The organism is Cupriavidus sp. UYPR2.512, assembly GCF_000379565.1.
GTDB lineage: Bacteria > Pseudomonadota > Gammaproteobacteria > Burkholderiales > Burkholderiaceae > Cupriavidus.
In genome coordinates this window covers 25,351-41,279 of the sequence record NZ_KB903142.1, presented here as the reverse complement: position 1 = coordinate 41,279, position 15,929 = coordinate 25,351, and the positions used below count along the sequence as shown (strand labels likewise).

At 66.6% G+C, this 15,929-nt stretch carries 12 protein-coding genes; all 12 read left to right on the top strand.

Translation table 11 applies throughout. The annotated features are described in order from the left end of the window. The first annotated feature begins 19 nt into the window (after window positions 1-19). The 12 genes from A3A5_RS0123675 (at window position 20) to putA (ending at window position 15,813) form a co-directional block, all read left to right on the top strand. Window positions 20-490: a F0F1 ATP synthase subunit B gene (locus tag A3A5_RS0123675; RefSeq protein ID WP_018312974.1), complete on the top strand. Its 471-nt coding sequence runs from the start codon at window positions 20-22 to the stop codon at window positions 488-490. A 2-nt stretch (window positions 491-492) separates the two neighbouring features. Further along, the gene (locus tag A3A5_RS0123670) at window positions 493-1,038 is read left to right on the top strand and encodes a F0F1 ATP synthase subunit delta (RefSeq protein ID WP_018312973.1); all 546 of its coding nucleotides are present in this window, start codon (window positions 493-495) and stop codon (window positions 1,036-1,038) included. A 38-nt stretch (window positions 1,039-1,076) separates the two neighbouring features. Continuing rightward, window positions 1,077-2,618, top strand: a complete 1,542-nt coding sequence (atpA, locus tag A3A5_RS0123665; RefSeq protein ID WP_018312972.1) for a F0F1 ATP synthase subunit alpha — start codon at window positions 1,077-1,079, stop codon at window positions 2,616-2,618. A gap of 74 nt (window positions 2,619-2,692) precedes the next feature. After that, on the top strand, window positions 2,693-3,568 hold the full coding sequence (gene atpG, locus A3A5_RS0123660) for a F0F1 ATP synthase subunit gamma (protein WP_018312971.1): 876 nt from the start codon (window positions 2,693-2,695) through the stop codon (window positions 3,566-3,568). A 33-nt stretch (window positions 3,569-3,601) separates the two neighbouring features. Next, window positions 3,602-5,005 carry a F0F1 ATP synthase subunit beta gene (gene atpD, locus A3A5_RS0123655; RefSeq protein WP_018312970.1) on the top strand — a complete coding sequence of 468 codons (1,404 nt, stop codon included), beginning with the start codon at window positions 3,602-3,604 and terminating at the stop codon, window positions 5,003-5,005. A 97-nt stretch (window positions 5,006-5,102) separates the two neighbouring features. Continuing rightward, a complete protein-coding gene (locus tag A3A5_RS0123650; protein ID WP_010811262.1) occupies window positions 5,103-5,519 on the top strand; it encodes a F0F1 ATP synthase subunit epsilon in 417 nt (138 codons plus the stop codon). Between the two features lie 42 nt (window positions 5,520-5,561). Next, a complete protein-coding gene (locus A3A5_RS43570; RefSeq protein WP_157637289.1) occupies window positions 5,562-5,882 on the top strand; it encodes a hypothetical protein in 321 nt (106 codons plus the stop codon). A gap of 339 nt (window positions 5,883-6,221) precedes the next feature. Continuing rightward, window positions 6,222-6,662 carry a CoA-binding protein gene (locus A3A5_RS0123645; RefSeq protein WP_018312969.1) on the top strand — a complete coding sequence of 147 codons (441 nt, stop codon included), beginning with the start codon at window positions 6,222-6,224 and terminating at the stop codon, window positions 6,660-6,662. 50 nt (window positions 6,663-6,712) lie between these two features. Further along, window positions 6,713-7,663 (top strand): alpha/beta hydrolase, encoded by a 951-nt coding sequence (locus tag A3A5_RS0123640; RefSeq protein WP_018312968.1) that lies wholly within the window; start codon window positions 6,713-6,715, stop codon window positions 7,661-7,663. 52 nt (window positions 7,664-7,715) lie between these two features. Further along, window positions 7,716-8,807, top strand: coding sequence for a uroporphyrinogen decarboxylase (gene hemE, locus A3A5_RS0123635; RefSeq protein ID WP_026201047.1), 1,092 nt, complete (start codon window positions 7,716-7,718; stop codon window positions 8,805-8,807). A gap of 524 nt (window positions 8,808-9,331) precedes the next feature. Continuing rightward, window positions 9,332-11,653: a primosomal protein N' gene (locus A3A5_RS0123630; RefSeq protein ID WP_026201046.1), complete on the top strand. Its 2,322-nt coding sequence runs from the start codon at window positions 9,332-9,334 to the stop codon at window positions 11,651-11,653. Between the two features lie 194 nt (window positions 11,654-11,847). Next, window positions 11,848-15,813: a trifunctional transcriptional regulator/proline dehydrogenase/L-glutamate gamma-semialdehyde dehydrogenase gene (gene putA / locus A3A5_RS0123625; protein ID WP_018312965.1), complete on the top strand. Its 3,966-nt coding sequence runs from the start codon at window positions 11,848-11,850 to the stop codon at window positions 15,811-15,813. The last annotated feature ends 116 nt before the right edge of the window (window positions 15,814-15,929 follow it).

Below are 15,929 nucleotides of genomic sequence, written 5' to 3'. Positions count from 1 at the left end.
TTACCGAAAGGAACACACCATGAATCTGAACGCAACGTTTTTTGCGCAGATGGTCGTGTTCTTCATCCTGTGGTGGGTTGTTGCCAAATTCATTTGGCCGCCGCTGGTGAAGGCGCTCGACGAACGCGCAAAGAAGATCGCCGATGGCCTCGCCGCTGCCGAGAAGGGCAAGGCCGAGCTCGAACTCGCCAACAAGCGTGTGGACCAGGCTATGGCCGAAGCCCGCACCGAGGGTGCTCAACGCGTCGCTGACGCCGAGAAGCGCGCCCAGCTGACGGCGGACGAGATCAAGCAAAACGCCCAGGCAGAAGCCGCCCGCATCATTGCCCAGGCCAAGGCCGAAGCAGACCAGCAGGTTACCCGTGCACGCGAAGATCTGCGTGACCAGGTTGCCGTGCTGGCCGTCAAGGGTGCCGAGCAGATCCTCAAGCGTGAAGTGAACGCGCAGGTCCACGCCGACCTGCTCAATCAACTCAAGGCTGAGCTCTAATCATGGCTGAAACCGCAACCATTGCCCGTCCCTACGCTGAGGCGCTGTTCCGCGTCGCCAGCGAATCGAGCGCAGGCAATCTGGGTGCATGGTCCGAGCTGGTGTCGGAGATGGGGCAGGTTGCTGCCAATCCCGACATGAAGGCGGTCGCCGACGATCCGAACGTTCCCGGCGCAAAGCTGGCTGAACTGTTCCTGTCGGTGCTGAAGTCCCCGGTCAGCGACGAAGCGCGCCGCTTCGTGCAGCTGCTGGTGGATAACGGCCGCCTGTCGGTGATGCCCGACATCGCCGAACAGTTCCATGCGCTCAAGAACGCCCGCGAAGGCTCGTCCGATGTTGAGATCACCAGCGCTTTCCCGCTGGAAGATGGTCAGCTGAACGACCTCGTCGCCGCACTCGAACGCAAGTTCGGCCGCAAGCTGTACGCGCAGGTGGCGGTGGACCCGTCCCTGATCGGCGGCGTCAGCGTCAAGGTTGGCGACGAAGTGCTCGACACCTCCGTGCGTGCGCGCCTGGCAGCCATGCAAACCGCGCTGACCGCCGCCTGAGCGGCCGTCCGACGGATTGAAGAATTAGGAGCATTGTGATGCAACTGAACCCCTCAGAAATCAGCGAGCTGATCAAGACCCGCATCTCGGGCCTTGGCGCTGAAGCTGAAGTGCGCAATACCGGCACGGTGATCTCCGTGACCGATGGCATCTGCCGCGTGCATGGCCTGTCCGGCGTGATGCAGGGCGAGATGCTGGAATTCCCCGGCAACACCTTCGGCCTCGCGCTGAACCTCGAGCGCGACTCGGTCGGCGCCGTGGTGCTGGGCGAGTACGAACACATCTCGGAAGGCGATACGGTCAAGTGCACCGGCCGCATTCTGCAGGTGCCGGTGGGCAAGGAACTGCTGGGCCGCGTGGTCAACACGCTGGGCCAGCCGATCGACGGCAAGGGCCCGATCAACGCGAAGGAATTCGACGTGATCGAGAAGGTGGCCCCGGGCGTGATCGCACGTCAGTCGGTGAGCCAGCCGGTGCAGACCGGCCTGAAGTCGATCGACTCGATGGTGCCGATCGGCCGTGGCCAGCGTGAGCTGATCATTGGCGACCGTCAGACCGGCAAGACCGCCGTGGCTGTCGACGCCATCATCAACCAGAAGGGCAAGGGCGTCTTCTGCGTGTACGTGGCAATCGGCCAGAAGGCTTCGACGATCGCCAACGTAGTGCGCAAGCTGGAAGAGCACGGCGCGATGGAATACACCGTCGTCGTGGCCGCCGCCGCTTCGGACTCGGCCGCCATGCAGTACCTGGCTGCCTACGCCGGCTGCACCATGGGCGAGTACTTCCGCGACCGCGGCGAAGACGCGCTGATCGTCTATGACGACCTGACCAAGCAAGCCTGGGCCTACCGCCAGGTGTCGCTGCTGCTGCGCCGCCCGCCGGGCCGCGAAGCCTACCCGGGCGACGTGTTCTACCTGCACTCGCGCCTGCTGGAGCGTGCTGCCCGCGTGAACGAAGACTACGTCGAGAAGTTCACCAACGGTGCCGTCAAGGGCAAGACCGGTTCGCTGACTGCGCTGCCGGTGATCGAAACGCAGGCCGGCGACGTGTCCGCGTTCGTGCCGACCAACGTGATCTCGATCACGGACGGCCAGATCTTCCTGGAAACCGACCTGTTCAACGCCGGTATCCGCCCCGCTATCAACGCCGGTATCTCGGTGTCGCGCGTGGGTGGTGCTGCACAGACCAAGGTGGTGAAGAACCTGTCCGGCGGTATCCGTACCGACCTGGCCCAGTACCGTGAACTGGCTGCGTTCGCGCAGTTCGCCTCGGACCTGGACGACGCCACCCGCAAGCAGCTCGAGCGCGGCCGCCGCGTGACCGAACTGCTCAAGCAGCCGCAATACCAGCCGCAGCAGGTGTGGCAGCTGGCCGCGTCGCTGTTCGCCGCCAACAACGGCTTCCTCGACAACGTGGAAGTGAAGGACATTCTGCCGTTCGAGAAGGGCCTGCACGACCATCTGAAGACCAAGTACGCCGACCTCATCAACCGCATCGAAGAGACCAAGCTGCTCTCGAAGGAAGATGAACCCGTCCTGCGTGCCGCCGTCGAGGATTTCAAGAAGTCCGCCGCGTTCTAACCGCGTGATTCCACGACACCGCCGCCGCGCCCGGCTCACGCCGGCGCGGCGCTGGTTCGGATGGAGAGGAAGATATGGCCGGAACGAAAGAAATTCGAACCAAGATCAAGAGCGTGCAGAACACGCGCAAGATCACCAAGGCGATGGAGATGGTCGCCGCGTCCAAGATGCGCAAGGCGCAGGAGCGGATGCGCAATGCCCGTCCCTATGCCGAGAAGGTGCGCAACATTGCGGCGCACCTGGCTACGGCCAACCCCGAGTTCAAGCACCCGTTCATGCAGGAACGCGACGTCAAGCGCGTCGGCATGATCGTGGTCTCGACCGACAAGGGGCTGTGCGGCGGCATGAACACGAACGTGTTGCGCTCGGTTACCCATGAACTGAAGTCCCTGCAAGGCCGCGGCGTCGAAGTGCAAGCCACTGCCATCGGCACCAAGGGCATGCAGTTCCTGGGCCGGATCGGCGCCAAGGTGGTTTCGCACGTGGTGCACCTCGGTGACACCCCGCATCTGGAAAAGCTGATCGGCGCGATCAAGGTCCAGCTCGACGCTTTCACCAATGGCGAAGTCGATGCGGTGTACCTGGCGTACACCAAGTTCATCAATACGATGAAGCAGGAACCGATGGTTGAGCAGCTGCTGCCGCTCGCCGCCGACAAGCTGGTCCAGACCGAAGATGAAAAGCGCGCCTACTCGTGGGATTACATCTACGAGCCCGACGCTCAGACTGTAGTGGAAGAGCTGCTCGTCCGCTACGTCGAGGCGCTGGTGTTCCAGGCCGTGGCCGAGAACATGGCGTCCGAGCAATCGGCGCGCATGGTGGCCATGAAGGCTGCGTCTGACAATGCCAAGAACGTGATCGGCGAACTGCAACTGGTCTACAACAAGACCCGTCAGGCCGCGATTACGAAGGAACTGTCGGAAATCGTCAGCGGTGCAGCTGCGGTCTAAGGCGTCAAGAATTCAAGCTATCGGAGATACGAAATGAGTATCGGAAATATTGTGCAGTGTATTGGCGCCGTGGTGGACATCGAGTTCCCCCGCGACGCAATGCCGAAGGTGTATGACGCGCTCGTGCTGGAAGACAGCAACGACGCCTCGTTCGCCGAGAAGGGTCTGACCTTCGAAGTACAGCAACAGCTGGGCGACGGCGTGGTGCGTACCATTGCCCTCGGTTCGTCGGACGGCCTGCGCCGCGGCATGGCGGTGAAGAGCACCGGCGCGCCGATCTCGGTGCCGGTGGGTCAAGGCACGTTGGGCCGCATCATGGACGTCCTGGGCCGCCCCATCGACGAAGCTGGCCCGATCGCTTCCGACGAGAGGCGCGCGATTCACCAGAAGGCACCGAAGTTCGACGAACTGTCGCCTTCCACTGACCTGCTCGAAACCGGCATCAAGGTGATTGACCTGATTTGCCCGTTCGCCAAGGGCGGCAAGGTGGGCCTGTTCGGTGGCGCCGGCGTGGGCAAGACCGTCAACATGATGGAGCTCATCAACAACATCGCCAAGCAGCACAGCGGTCTGTCGGTGTTCGCCGGCGTGGGCGAGCGTACCCGTGAAGGGAACGACTTCTACCACGAAATGAAGGACTCGAACGTGCTCGACAAGGTGGCCATGGTATTCGGCCAGATGAACGAGCCGCCGGGCAACCGTCTGCGCGTGGCACTTTCCGGCCTGACCATGGCCGAGAAGTTCCGCGACGAGGGCCGCGACATCCTGTTCTTCGTCGACAACATCTACCGCTACACGCTGGCTGGTACCGAAGTGTCGGCACTGCTGGGCCGTATGCCTTCCGCGGTCGGCTACCAGCCGACGCTTGCTGAAGAAATGGGCAAGCTGCAGGAGCGCATCACTTCGACCAAGACTGGCTCGATCACCTCGATCCAGGCCGTGTACGTACCCGCGGATGACCTGACCGACCCGTCGCCGGCCACCACCTTCCTGCACCTGGACTCGACCCTGGTGCTGTCGCGTGACATCGCCGCTCTCGGTATCTACCCTGCCGTGGACCCGCTCGACTCGACCTCGCGTCAGATGGACCCGCAAGTCGTTGGCCAGGAGCACTACGACGTGGCGCGAGGCGTTCAGCAGACCCTGCAGCGCTACAAGGAACTGCGCGACATCATCGCAATTCTGGGCATGGACGAGCTGTCGCCGGAAGACAAGCTGGCAGTGAACCGCGCTCGTAAGATCCAGCGTTTCCTGTCGCAGCCGTTCCACGTGGCAGAAGTGTTCACGGGTTCGCCGGGCAAGTACGTGCCGCTGAAGGAAACCATCCGCGGCTTCAAGATGCTGGTCGAGGGCGAGTGCGATCACCTGCCCGAGCAGGCGTTCTACATGGTCGGCTCGATCGACGAAGCCTTCGAAAAGGCCAAGAAGCTCCAGTAAGCCTGGCTTTGTCACTCCCGCCTCGCGGTGGGGGTGACGGCCGGCCGCGTCGCGCGTCCGGCCGTCTGAAGCGAAGCGATTGGACAAAGGATTTCACATGGCAACCATTCTTGTAGACGTCGTCAGCGCGGAAGCGTCGATCTTCTCCGGCCAGGCGAAGTTCGTGGCGCTGCCGGGCGAGTCGGGTGAGCTGGGCATTCTGCCGGGCCACACGCCGCTGATCACGCGCATCCAGCCGGGTGCGGTGCGGATCGAGAAAGAAGACGGCAGCGAAGAGTTCGTGTTCGTTGCCGGCGGTATTCTCGAAGTCCAGCCCAAGCACGTCACCGTGCTGGCCGACACCGCTATCCGCGGTGGCGACCTGGACGAAGCCAAGGCGCAGGAAGCCAAGCGTGCTGCCGAAGAGCTGATGCAGAACCAGAGCAGCGATCTGGATCTGGCACGCGCTCAGAGCGAGCTCGCCGTGGCGGCTGCCCAACTGGCTGCCATCGCCCGCCTGCGTCGTAAGAAGTAAGCAATTAGTGGGGTGTCGCGCTGTTGTTTTTCTGGCGCGACAATGAAAAAAGGCAGCCACATGGCTGCCTTTTTTTGGGCGTGGCGATATGCTTTTGTCCTGCCTGGACAAAAAAAAGCGCGCGGGCCGGGGAGGCTCCGCGCGGACGGGAAAATCCCTTCGAGGGGTCAATTCGAAGGAACGGGTTCGGTCCAGGCCGACAATCAAGGCGCAACGGATATCCAATATCCGACCAGAGGCCGCAAAGGCCACGCGCTGCAAAGGTCTGCCTGGTACTCCGGTCCAGCGGCGATCTGCCGGATCGGACAATCGGGTTACTGCCAGAAACGTTTCAAAAAGGCTTTCTTCACCACGCCCCTTTAAGTCTGCACAGCGTTATTCACTGGGGCGCCACACGCCGGACAGCGGGTGTGTCAATGCATTGTGGGGGAAACTCCCCGGCATCGCAGTAACAAAATGTATCGTTTTGCAAGAAGTTGAAAGCCTGAGGCGTCGGGATCTGGCGTGTTCGGCATATCTGCACGCGTTCGCATCACGTTAGCCGCAGAAACGTGCCGTTGCCTTATCTTTGATGACGCGATTTCCGTGTTCGCTCCCCCACCAATCCCTGCGTGACAATTCCGGTTACGATTCGGAACGCCTGTGGCTTTCGCGTTGCGTTCTTGCATGTCCGCGGGCCCGCCCTTATCCACCGGAGACGCGATGCGCCCTGAGATGCAGCAAGCCATACAAGCCATGCTGGCGATGAAGACCGTTGCCGTGGTCGGTCTGTCCGACCGTGCGGAGCGTCCCAGCCATGAGGTTGCGGAGTTCCTGCAGGACCACGGCTTCCGGATCGTGCCGGTCAATCCGCGCCATGCCGGCGAACGCATTCTGGGCGAGACCTGCCACGCCACGCTGCGCGAAGCCGCCGACGCTGCCGCGGCAGCAGGCAGCCCCATCGCGTGGGTCGACATCTTCCGCCGTGCCGGGGAAACGCCCGGCGTGGTCGATGAGGCCATCGCCATTGGCGCACAAGGTGTCTGGCTGCAGCTGGGCATCGTCAACGACCAGGCCGTGCGCCGCGCATCGGATGCCGGCCTGCTGGCGGTGCAGGATTGCTGCAGCAAGGTCGAGCTGACGCACCAGCTCGGGCTGGACTGATTCCCGCCCGGCGCCGCTTCTACTTTCCGCTTTCCCATCAGCCGCCAACCATGGCCATCGATCCGCAACTGCTTGCCTATTACCGCCGCCTGGCGGAGCGCTACGCCAATGCGCCCACGCCGGCCGACATTCCCGCACAGCGGACCCGCTTTGCCGAGATCGCGGCCGCGTCGCTGTTGCCGGATCCGGCCGGCATCTCGGTGCAGGACCTGGAGCTTGCGCTCGCCGGCCGCACGCTGGGCGCCAGGCTGTTCCGCCCCGCCGGCGAGGCAGCCCCGCGGCTGGTGGTCTACTTCCACGGTGGCGGCTGGGTGATTGGCTCGCCGCAGACGCACCATACGGTTGCCGCCTTGCTGGCGGCCGACACGGGCTGCGCGGTGGCCAGCGTCGACTACCGCCTGGCCCCCGAACACGCGTTTCCGGCACCCTGCGACGATGCCGCCGAGGCCGTGGTGTGGTTCGCCGGGCAACGCCTGGCACTCGGGCTGGCGACCGACATCCTGGCCGTGGCGGGCGACAGCGCCGGCGCCCACCTGGCGGCGCAGGCAGCGCAGCAGCTCAACGGCGGCAGCGCGGTGCGGGTCGATGCGCAGCTGCTGATCTATCCGGTGACGGCGCCGGTGCTCAGCACCGAAAGCTACCGCGCCTTTGCCGATGGTCCTGGCCTGACGCGTGACGAGATGGCCTGGTTCTGGACCCACTTCATCGGCGCCGAAGCCCTGGCGCAGGGCGCCGCCCACCCCGACCCCCGCGTGCACCTGATGGCCGCGCCGCCGGTGCGCCCGCCCGCCACCGTGCTGATGGTGGCCGCGCACGATGTGCTGCGCGACGACGGCCTGGCCTATGCCGACTTCCTGGTGCGCCACGACGCCCCGGTGATTACCATCGAGGCCAGCGGCATGACCCACGGCTTCGCGCGGCTGCAGCCCGATGCCGAACGCGCGCGCGAATGGATGCGGCGTGCCGCATCGGCCTTCGCCGGAATGATCGACGACGTCTGAGCGGCATCCACTCGCAGCGATCCCTTAGAATGGCGGTCTTACGAGGATGACCATGACCGCACTGCAGAACGATACCTTCCTGCGCGCGCTGCGCCGCCAGCCGACCGAATACACGCCGCTGTGGCTGATGCGCCAGGCGGGCCGCTACCTGCCCGAGTACAACGCCACGCGCGCCCGCGCTGGCAGCTTCCTCGGGCTGGCCAAGAATCCGGCCTACGCCACGGAGGTGACACTGCAGCCGCTGGACCGCTATCCGCTGGACGCGGCCATTCTCTTTTCCGACATCCTGACCGTGCCCGACGCGATGGGCCTGGGCCTGTCGTTCGCGCAGGGCGAGGGCCCGCGCTTTGCGCATCCGCTGCGCACCGAAGCCGACGTGCAGAACCTCGCCGTGCCGGACATGGCGTCGCTGCAATATGTGTTTGACGCCGTGAGCGAGATCCGCCGCGCACTGGTCCAGGATGGCCGCCAGCGCGTGCCGCTGATCGGCTTTTCCGGCAGCCCCTGGACGCTGGCGTGCTACATGGTCGAAGGCGGCGGCTCGGACGACTTCCGCACGGTCAAGGCGATGATGTATGGCCGCCCGGACCTGATGCACCGCATTCTCGAGATCAACGCCCAGGCGGTGACGGCGTACCTGAATGCCCAGATCGAAGCCGGCGCGCAGGCCGTGATGATTTTCGACACCTGGGGCGGGGCGCTCGCCGACGGCATGTACCAGGCGTTCTCGCTGTCCTATATGCGCCGCGTGCTGGCCGGCCTGAAGCGCGAGCACGATGGCCAGCAGGTGCCCGCGATCGTCTTTACCAAGGGCGGCGGCCTGTGGCTCGAGGCGCTGGCTGACACCGGCGCCGACGCGATCGGGCTGGACTGGACCGTCAACCTGGCCGAAGCGCGCCGGCGCACCGGCGGGCGCGTGGCGCTCCAGGGCAATATCGACCCGACTGTGCTGTTCGCCCCCGAGGCCGCGATTCGCGAGCAGGTGCGCGGCGTGCTGGACAGCTATGCCGCGGCCGGGGGCAGTGATGGCCACGTGTTCAACCTGGGCCACGGCATTTCGCAGTTCACGCCGCCTGAGAACGTTTCGGTGCTGGTGGACGAAGTGCATCGCCACAGCCGCCAGCTGCGCGCTGTGCAGAAGTGATGGTGACAGTATGCGGCCGCCCTGCCTGCTGCTGCAGCGCCCTGCGCTGCAGCGCACCGGCGCGCGAGCGTACCCAGTGCTGCGGGAGCCGCGCCGCTGGACCCTGTCAAGTTAACTTTTTCGCCAGCATTCGCCAAAAAGGTGCTCGGGCTTGACTGGCGGCACTTGACTTATGCACACCGATAGGTTTGCCGCAGTGCGGGACAGGGTTATTCCCTAACCTATCTGGGGGAGGTTTGCAAGCCCTTGATTTTTAAGGATTTGGAAGATTTGCAAAGGAAGGTCCGATGCCGGTGGATCCCTTGTTACTCGGGGCTTTCCGGCCAGCCAGTGCGACTTTTCAACAAAGTTATCCACAGGGGCGATGGAAATAGTGGAAAACCAGTCATCTATCATCGACTTAGGGCCACATTTGAAGTTTTACTTTAAGTTGATGTTGCGCCGCACACTAGATTTCCACCCTCAGTACGCCCGCCTCCCGTTGCACAAAGGTTGCGCAAAGGCGATGCACCAGGAAGGGCCGCATGGCGCCAGCTAGCGGCGCGCTCCCATTGTTTGAGGACAGCACGGCGGTAGGCGCCGTGATGCCGTCCGCCGCCGCCCGGCCAGTCATCCGGGTCGCGCTGGACACCCCCGCCGACGACAGTTTCGACTATCTCGCCACGCCTGAGGTCGCCCCGGGTGACCTGGTGGTGGTGCCGTTCGGCCGCCGCAGCATGGTCGGTGTGGCGGTGGCGTACGCCGACAACTCCGATGTGCCCGCCGAGCGGCTGCGCCCGGTGGCGCAGCGCCTGGACTGGATGCCGCCGCTGCAGCCCGACTGGATCGAGCTGGCCGCCTTTGCCGCGCGCTACTACCAGCGCCGCCTGGGCGAAGTGATGCTGCCGGCCTTGCCGCCGGCCTTGCGTGAGGCCGAGAGTTGGCCAGGCCTGGCCCAGCGTGCCCGCACCGACGAATACCGCCTGTTGCACGAGCATGCGGAGGCCCTGCTGGCTGCCGTGCCGCCACGCGCACGCAGCGTGCGCGCCCTGGCGCAGGCGCTGGCCGAGCGCGCCCCCGCGACCGAGCCGCTGACGCTGGCCGACGCCCGCTTGTTGTGCGCGGCGGCACCGGCGCGGCTGGCCGAATGGCAGGCCGCCGGCTGGGTCAGGGCCAGCCGCACCGCGCGCACCCTGCTGCTGACCGACCCCGCGCAGCCGCCATCGGCCGCGCCGCCGCTGCACGACGAGCAGCGCGCCGCGGTGCAGGCCATTGCCGAGGCCGAAGGCTTTGCGCCGTTCCTGCTGCACGGGGTGACCGGCAGCGGCAAGACGGAGGTCTACCTGCATGCGATGCAGGCTGTGCTCGAACGCGACCCCCAGGCCCAGGTGCTGATGCTGGTGCCTGAAATCAACCTGACCCCGCAGTTGCAGGCCCGCATCGCCGCGCGCTTCCCACACCTGCCGCTGGCGGTGCTGCACAGCGGCCTGGCCGACCAGGAGCGCAGCCTGCAGTGGCTGGCCGCGCACCGCGGCGAGGCCCGCATCGTGCTGGGCACGCGCATGGCCGTGATGGCGTCGCTGCCGGCGCTGGCGCTGATCGTGGTCGACGAGGAACACGACACTTCCTACAAGCAGCAGGAAGGGCTGCGCTACTCCGCGCGCGACCTGGCGGTGTGGCGCGCCAAGCAGCGCGGCATTGCCGTGGTGCTGGGTTCGGCCACGCCGTCGATGGAGACCTGGTGGCGGGCCGGGCAGGGCACATACCGCAAGCTGTTGCTACGCGAGCGCGCCCAGGCCGAAGCGACCCTGCCAACGGTGCGCCTGGTCGACCTGAACCACGAGCGCCAGCGCCAGCGCGCGCTGTTCGAAGGGTTGTCGGTGCCGCTGCTGGACGCCATCGACGCGCGCCTGGCGCGCGGCGAGCAGAGCCTGCTGTTCCTGAACCGCCGCGGGTACGCGCCCGTGATTGCCTGCGACAGCTGCGGCTGGCTGTCGGGCTGCCCGCGCTGCTCGGCGTACCTGGTGCTGCACCGCCCCGAGCGGCGCCTGCGCTGCCACCACTGTGGCCTGGAGGCGCCGGTGCCGCACCACTGCCCGGACTGCGGCAATGTCGACATCGCGCCGCTGGGGCGCGGCACGCAGCGTATCGAAGAGGCATTGGCGGCGCGCTTCCCGCAGGCCCGCATCGCCCGCATCGACGCAGATTCCACGCGCCGCAAGGGCAGCGCGCAGGCCATGTTCGACGAGGTCCACGCCGGCGATGTCGACATCCTGGTGGGCACGCAGATGGTGGCCAAGGGGCACGACTTCCAGCGCGTGACCCTGGTCGGCATCGTCCATCCGGACGCGGCCATGTTCAGCCACGACTTCCGCGCCGCCGAGCACCTGTTCGCCTCGCTGATGCAGGTGGCCGGGCGGGCAGGGCGGGCCGGCCTGCCGGGCGAGGTGCTAATCCAGACACGCTACCCGGACACCCCGGCATTGCAGGCGCTGACGCGCCACGACTATGATGGATTCGCGGCCAGCCAGTTGCGCGAGCGACGCCAGGCCGGGTTGCCCCCGTTCTGCTACCAGGTGCTGGTAACCGCCGAACATGGCCAGCTGGAACGGGCGCTGCAGTTCCTGGAAGTGGCGCGCCGGCACGCCGAAACCTGCGAACTGGCAGCCGAGGTGCAACTGCACGACCCGGTGCCGATGTCGATGGTGCGCATCTTCAACCGGGAGCGTGCGCAGATGCTGGTGGAGGCCACCTCGCGGCCGGTCCTGCAACGCTTCGTGGCTGAGTGGGTACAGACTTTCGCAGATGTGGGGACGGAGGCAAAAGGGGTGCGCTGGCAGCTTGAGATCGATCCGTTGCGGATCTGAGCCGGCTGGCGTGGCGGCAAAAGGTGCAACCCTGGCATTAGGGTTTTCGATAGGGTTGCACTAGGTTGCACCTTGGTGATTTTCGGGAGTAAGATCGCGCCAGCTCACAGGCTGCGGCCGGTCGCGCGCCCGTGCCTGCCGGCATGGACGAGGTAGCACCGGCGGCGGCTCCAGTCTTTCGGAGAATTGCCCGCATGGCCACTACCACTCTCGGCGTCAAGCTCGACGACGCCTCGCGCGACCGCCTCAAGCGCGCTGCCCAATCCATTGACCGCACGCCGCACTGGCTGATCAAGCAGGCCATCTTCACCTACCTCGAGCAGATCGAGCGCGGCCACCTGCCGCACGAGACCGGCGCCGCCGGTAGCGCCGACGCGGATGGCGCCGACGGCGCCGAGCTGGTCCATGGCGATGCGCCGCAGCCATTCCTGGAGTTCGCCCAAAGCATCCAGCCGCAATCAGTGCTGCGTGCCGCCATTACCTCTGCCTATCGGCGCCCGGAAACCGATTGCGTGCCGGTGCTGCTGGAGCAGGCGCGCCTGCCGCTGCAGCAAGGCGAGGCTGCCATCAAGATGGCCAAGACCCTGGCCACGCGGCTGCGCGAGCAGAAGGTCGGCACCGGCCGCGAAGGCTTGGTGCAGGGCCTGATCCAGGAGTTCTCGCTGTCGTCGCAGGAAGGCGTGGCGCTGATGTGCCTGGCCGAGGCGCTGCTGCGCATTCCCGACAAGGCCACCCGCGATGCACTGATCCGCGACAAGATCAGCGGCGCCAACTGGCAGTCGCACCTGGGCCAGAGCCCGTCGCTGTTCGTCAACGCCGCCACCTGGGGCCTGCTGCTGACCGGCAAGCTGGTCGCCACCCACACCGAATCGGGCCTCACCAAGGCGCTCACGCGCATCATCGGCAAGGGCGGCGAGCCGCTGATCCGCAAGGGCGTGGACATGGCCATGCGCCTGATGGGCGAGCAGTTCGTCACCGGCGAAACCATCTCCGAGGCGTTGGCCAACGCGCGCAAGTACGAGGCCGAAGGCTTCCGCTACTCCTACGACATGCTGGGCGAGGCCGCCATGACCGAGGCCGACGCGCAGCGCTACCTGGCCTCTTACGAGCAGGCCATCCACGCCATCGGCCAGGCCTCGCGCGGGCGCGGCATCTATGAAGGCCCGGGCATCTCGATCAAGCTGTCGGCGCTGCACCCGCGCTACAGCCGCGCGCAGCATGAGCGCGTGGTGGGCGAGCTGTATGAGCGCCTGAAGTCGCTGACGCTGCTGGCACGCCAGTACGACATTGGCATCAATATCGACGCCGAGGAAGCCGACCGCCTGGAGATCTCGCTGGATCTGCTGGAACGCCTGTGCTTCGAGCCCGAGCTGGCTGGCTGGAACGGCATCGGCTTCGTGGTGCAGGGCTACCAGAAGCGCTGCCCGTTCGTGATCGACTACCTGATCGACCTGGCCCGCCGCAGCCGCCACCGCCTGATGATCCGCCTGGTCAAGGGCGCGTACTGGGACAGCGAGATCAAGCGCGCCCAGGTCGACGGCCTGGAAGGCTACCCGGTCTACACGCGCAAGGTCTACACCGACGTGTCGTACATCGCCTGCGCGCGCAAGCTGCTGTCGGTGCCGGACGCGATCTACCCGCAGTTCGCCACGCACAATGCGCATACGCTGTCGGCCATCTACCAGATCGCCGGCCACAGCTACTATCCCGGCCAGTATGAGTTCCAGTGCCTGCACGGCATGGGCGAGCCGCTGTACGACCAGGTGGTTGGCGCCACTGCGGACGGCAAGTTCAACCGCCCGTGCCGCATCTACGCGCCGGTCGGCACGCATGAAACGCTGCTGGCCTACCTGGTGCGCCGCCTGCTGGAGAACGGCGCCAATACCTCGTTCGTGAACCGCATCGCCGACGACACCATCTCGCTGGACGAGCTGGTGGCCGACCCGGTCGCCGTGGTTGAGGCCATGCACCGCGATGAAGGCGTGCTGGGCCTGCCGCACCCGCGCATCCCGTCGCCACGCACGCTGTATGGCAAGAGCCGTCCCAACTCGGCCGGCATCGATCTCGCGAATGAACACCGGCTGGCCTCGCTGTCGTCGGCGCTGCTCGCCGGCACCAGCGAACGCGCCGTAGCCGAGCCGCTGCTGGGCGCCGAGGTGCCGCGCGCTGCCGACGCCATGACCGCGCCGGTGCTGAACCCGGCCGACCACCGCGACGTGGTGGGCCATGTCACCGAGGCCGGCCAGGCCGAGGTCGACGCCGCGCTGCAGGCCGCCATCAATGCCGCGCCGATCTGGCAGGCGACGCCGCCGGACGTGCGCGCGGCCGCGCTGGAACGCGCCGCCGACCTGATGGAAGCCCAGATGCAGTCGCTGATGGGCATCATCATGCGCGAGGCCGGCAAGACCTTCTCCAACGCCATCGCCGAAGTGCGCGAAGCCGTGGACTTCCTGCGCTACTACGCCGCCGAGGTGCGCCGCAGCTTCGACAACGAGACCCACCGCCCGCTGGGCCCGGTGGTCTGCATCAGCCCGTGGAACTTCCCGCTGGCGATCTTCACCGGCCAGGTGGCCGCGGCGCTGGCCGCCGGCAACCCGGTGCTGGCCAAGCCCGCCGAGCAGACCCCGCTGATCGCTGCCGCCGCCGTGCGCCTGCTGCGCGAAGCCGGCGTTCCGGCCGGCGCGGTGCAGCTGCTGCCGGGCCGCGGCGAGACGGTGGGCGCCGCGCTGGTGGGCGATGCCCGCGTCAAGGGTGTGATGTTCACCGGCTCGACCGAAGTCGCGCGCATCCTGCAACGCAATGTCGCCGGCCGCCTGGACGCCGCCGGCCGCCCGATCCCGCTGATCGCAGAGACCGGCGGGCAGAACGCGATGATCGTCGACTCGTCGGCGCTGGCTGAGCAGGTGGTGGGCGATGTCCTCAGCTCTGCTTTCGATTCGGCCGGCCAGCGCTGCTCGGCGCTGCGCGTGCTGTGCCTGCAGGAAGACGTCGCCGACCGCGTGCTGGAAATGCTCAAGGGCGCCATGCAGGAACTGAACATGGCCAACCCGGACCGGCTGTCGACCGACGTCGGCCCGGTGATCGACGAAGAAGCGCGCGGCAATATCGTGCGCCATGTCGACGCCATGCGCGCCAAGGGCCGCCGTGTCCACCAGGCCGACCCCAACGCCGCGCAGGGTGCCAGCTGCCGCAACGGCACCTTCGTGCCGCCGACGCTGATCGAACTGGACAGCATCGAAGAACTCAAGCGCGAGGTGTTCGGCCCGGTGCTGCACGTGGTGCGCTTCCCGCGCGCGGCGCTGGACACCATGGTCAGCCAGATCAACGCCACCGGCTACGGCCTGACGCTGGGCATCCATACCCGCATCGACGAGACCATCTCGTACATCGTCAGCCGTGCCCATGTGGGCAACCTGTATGTCAACCGCAATATCGTCGGCGCCGTGGTGGGCGTGCAGCCCTTCGGCGGCGAAGGGCTGTCGGGCACCGGCCCGAAGGCGGGCGGCCCGCTGTACCTGCACCGCCTGCTGTCGGTCTGCCCGCAGGATGCGGTGGTACGCAGCCTGCGCGCGTCGGACGCGGCCGGCGGCGCCGAGGCAGCCGCGCTGCGCGACGAGGCCGCGGCGGCCTTCCAGGCCTGGGCCAGGGCCGAGCTGCCGGCGGCGGCCGCCGCGTGCGAGCGCCTGGCCGAGGCATCGCCCTCGGGCCTGAACGTGACGCTGCCCGGCCCCACCGGCGAGCGCAACACCTACACCCTGCTGCCTCGTGGGCGCGTGCTGTGCCTGGCCGCGCAGGAGGCCGACCTGGCCCTGCAGCTGGGCGCCGTGCTGACCGTCGGCGCCGACGCCGTATGGCCGGAAAACCCTGTCAGCCGGGAGCTGTTTGCGCGCCTGCCTAAGGGCGTACAATCGCGCGTCCGCATGGTGGCCGACTGGACCGCGGCGGACCACGCTATCGATGCGGTGCTGCACCACGGCGACTCCGACCAGCTGCGCACAGTGTGCGAACAGGTGGCTGTGCGCCCCGGCCCGATCATCGGCGTGCAGGGCCTGGCGCAAGGTGAACCGAATATCGCGCTCGACCGTTTGCTGATCGAGCGCTCACTCTCGGTCAACACCGCGGCCGCGGGCGGCAATGCCAGTTTGATGACGATCGGCTGAGGCAACCCTCGGACGTCGTCATGTCGAAGCGCGCAGCGGTGGCGGCGATCCCGCACCGTTGCGCACAGGAAGCAAGGCGCGGCACTGCCAGGCCGCGCCAATATAACTGCCGGCAA

Coding starts and splice junctions, on each gene's coding strand:
- A3A5_RS0123675 (WP_018312974.1), top strand. CDS start 20: ATGAATCTGAACGCAACGTTTTTTGCGCAGATGGTCGTGTTCTTCATC.
- A3A5_RS0123670 (WP_018312973.1), top strand. CDS start 493: ATGGCTGAAACCGCAACCATTGCCCGTCCCTACGCTGAGGCGCTGTTC.
- A3A5_RS43570 (WP_157637289.1), top strand. CDS start 5,562: ATGAAAAAAGGCAGCCACATGGCTGCCTTTTTTTGGGCGTGGCGATAT.
- atpA (WP_018312972.1), top strand. CDS start 1,077: ATGCAACTGAACCCCTCAGAAATCAGCGAGCTGATCAAGACCCGCATC.
- hemE (WP_026201047.1), top strand. CDS start 7,716: ATGACCGCACTGCAGAACGATACCTTCCTGCGCGCGCTGCGCCGCCAG.
- putA (WP_018312965.1), top strand. CDS start 11,848: ATGGCCACTACCACTCTCGGCGTCAAGCTCGACGACGCCTCGCGCGAC.
- A3A5_RS0123640 (WP_018312968.1), top strand. CDS start 6,713: ATGGCCATCGATCCGCAACTGCTTGCCTATTACCGCCGCCTGGCGGAG.
- atpG (WP_018312971.1), top strand. CDS start 2,693: ATGGCCGGAACGAAAGAAATTCGAACCAAGATCAAGAGCGTGCAGAAC.
- atpD (WP_018312970.1), top strand. CDS start 3,602: ATGAGTATCGGAAATATTGTGCAGTGTATTGGCGCCGTGGTGGACATC.
- A3A5_RS0123650 (WP_010811262.1), top strand. CDS start 5,103: ATGGCAACCATTCTTGTAGACGTCGTCAGCGCGGAAGCGTCGATCTTC.
- A3A5_RS0123630 (WP_026201046.1), top strand. CDS start 9,332: ATGGCGCCAGCTAGCGGCGCGCTCCCATTGTTTGAGGACAGCACGGCG.
- A3A5_RS0123645 (WP_018312969.1), top strand. CDS start 6,222: ATGCGCCCTGAGATGCAGCAAGCCATACAAGCCATGCTGGCGATGAAG.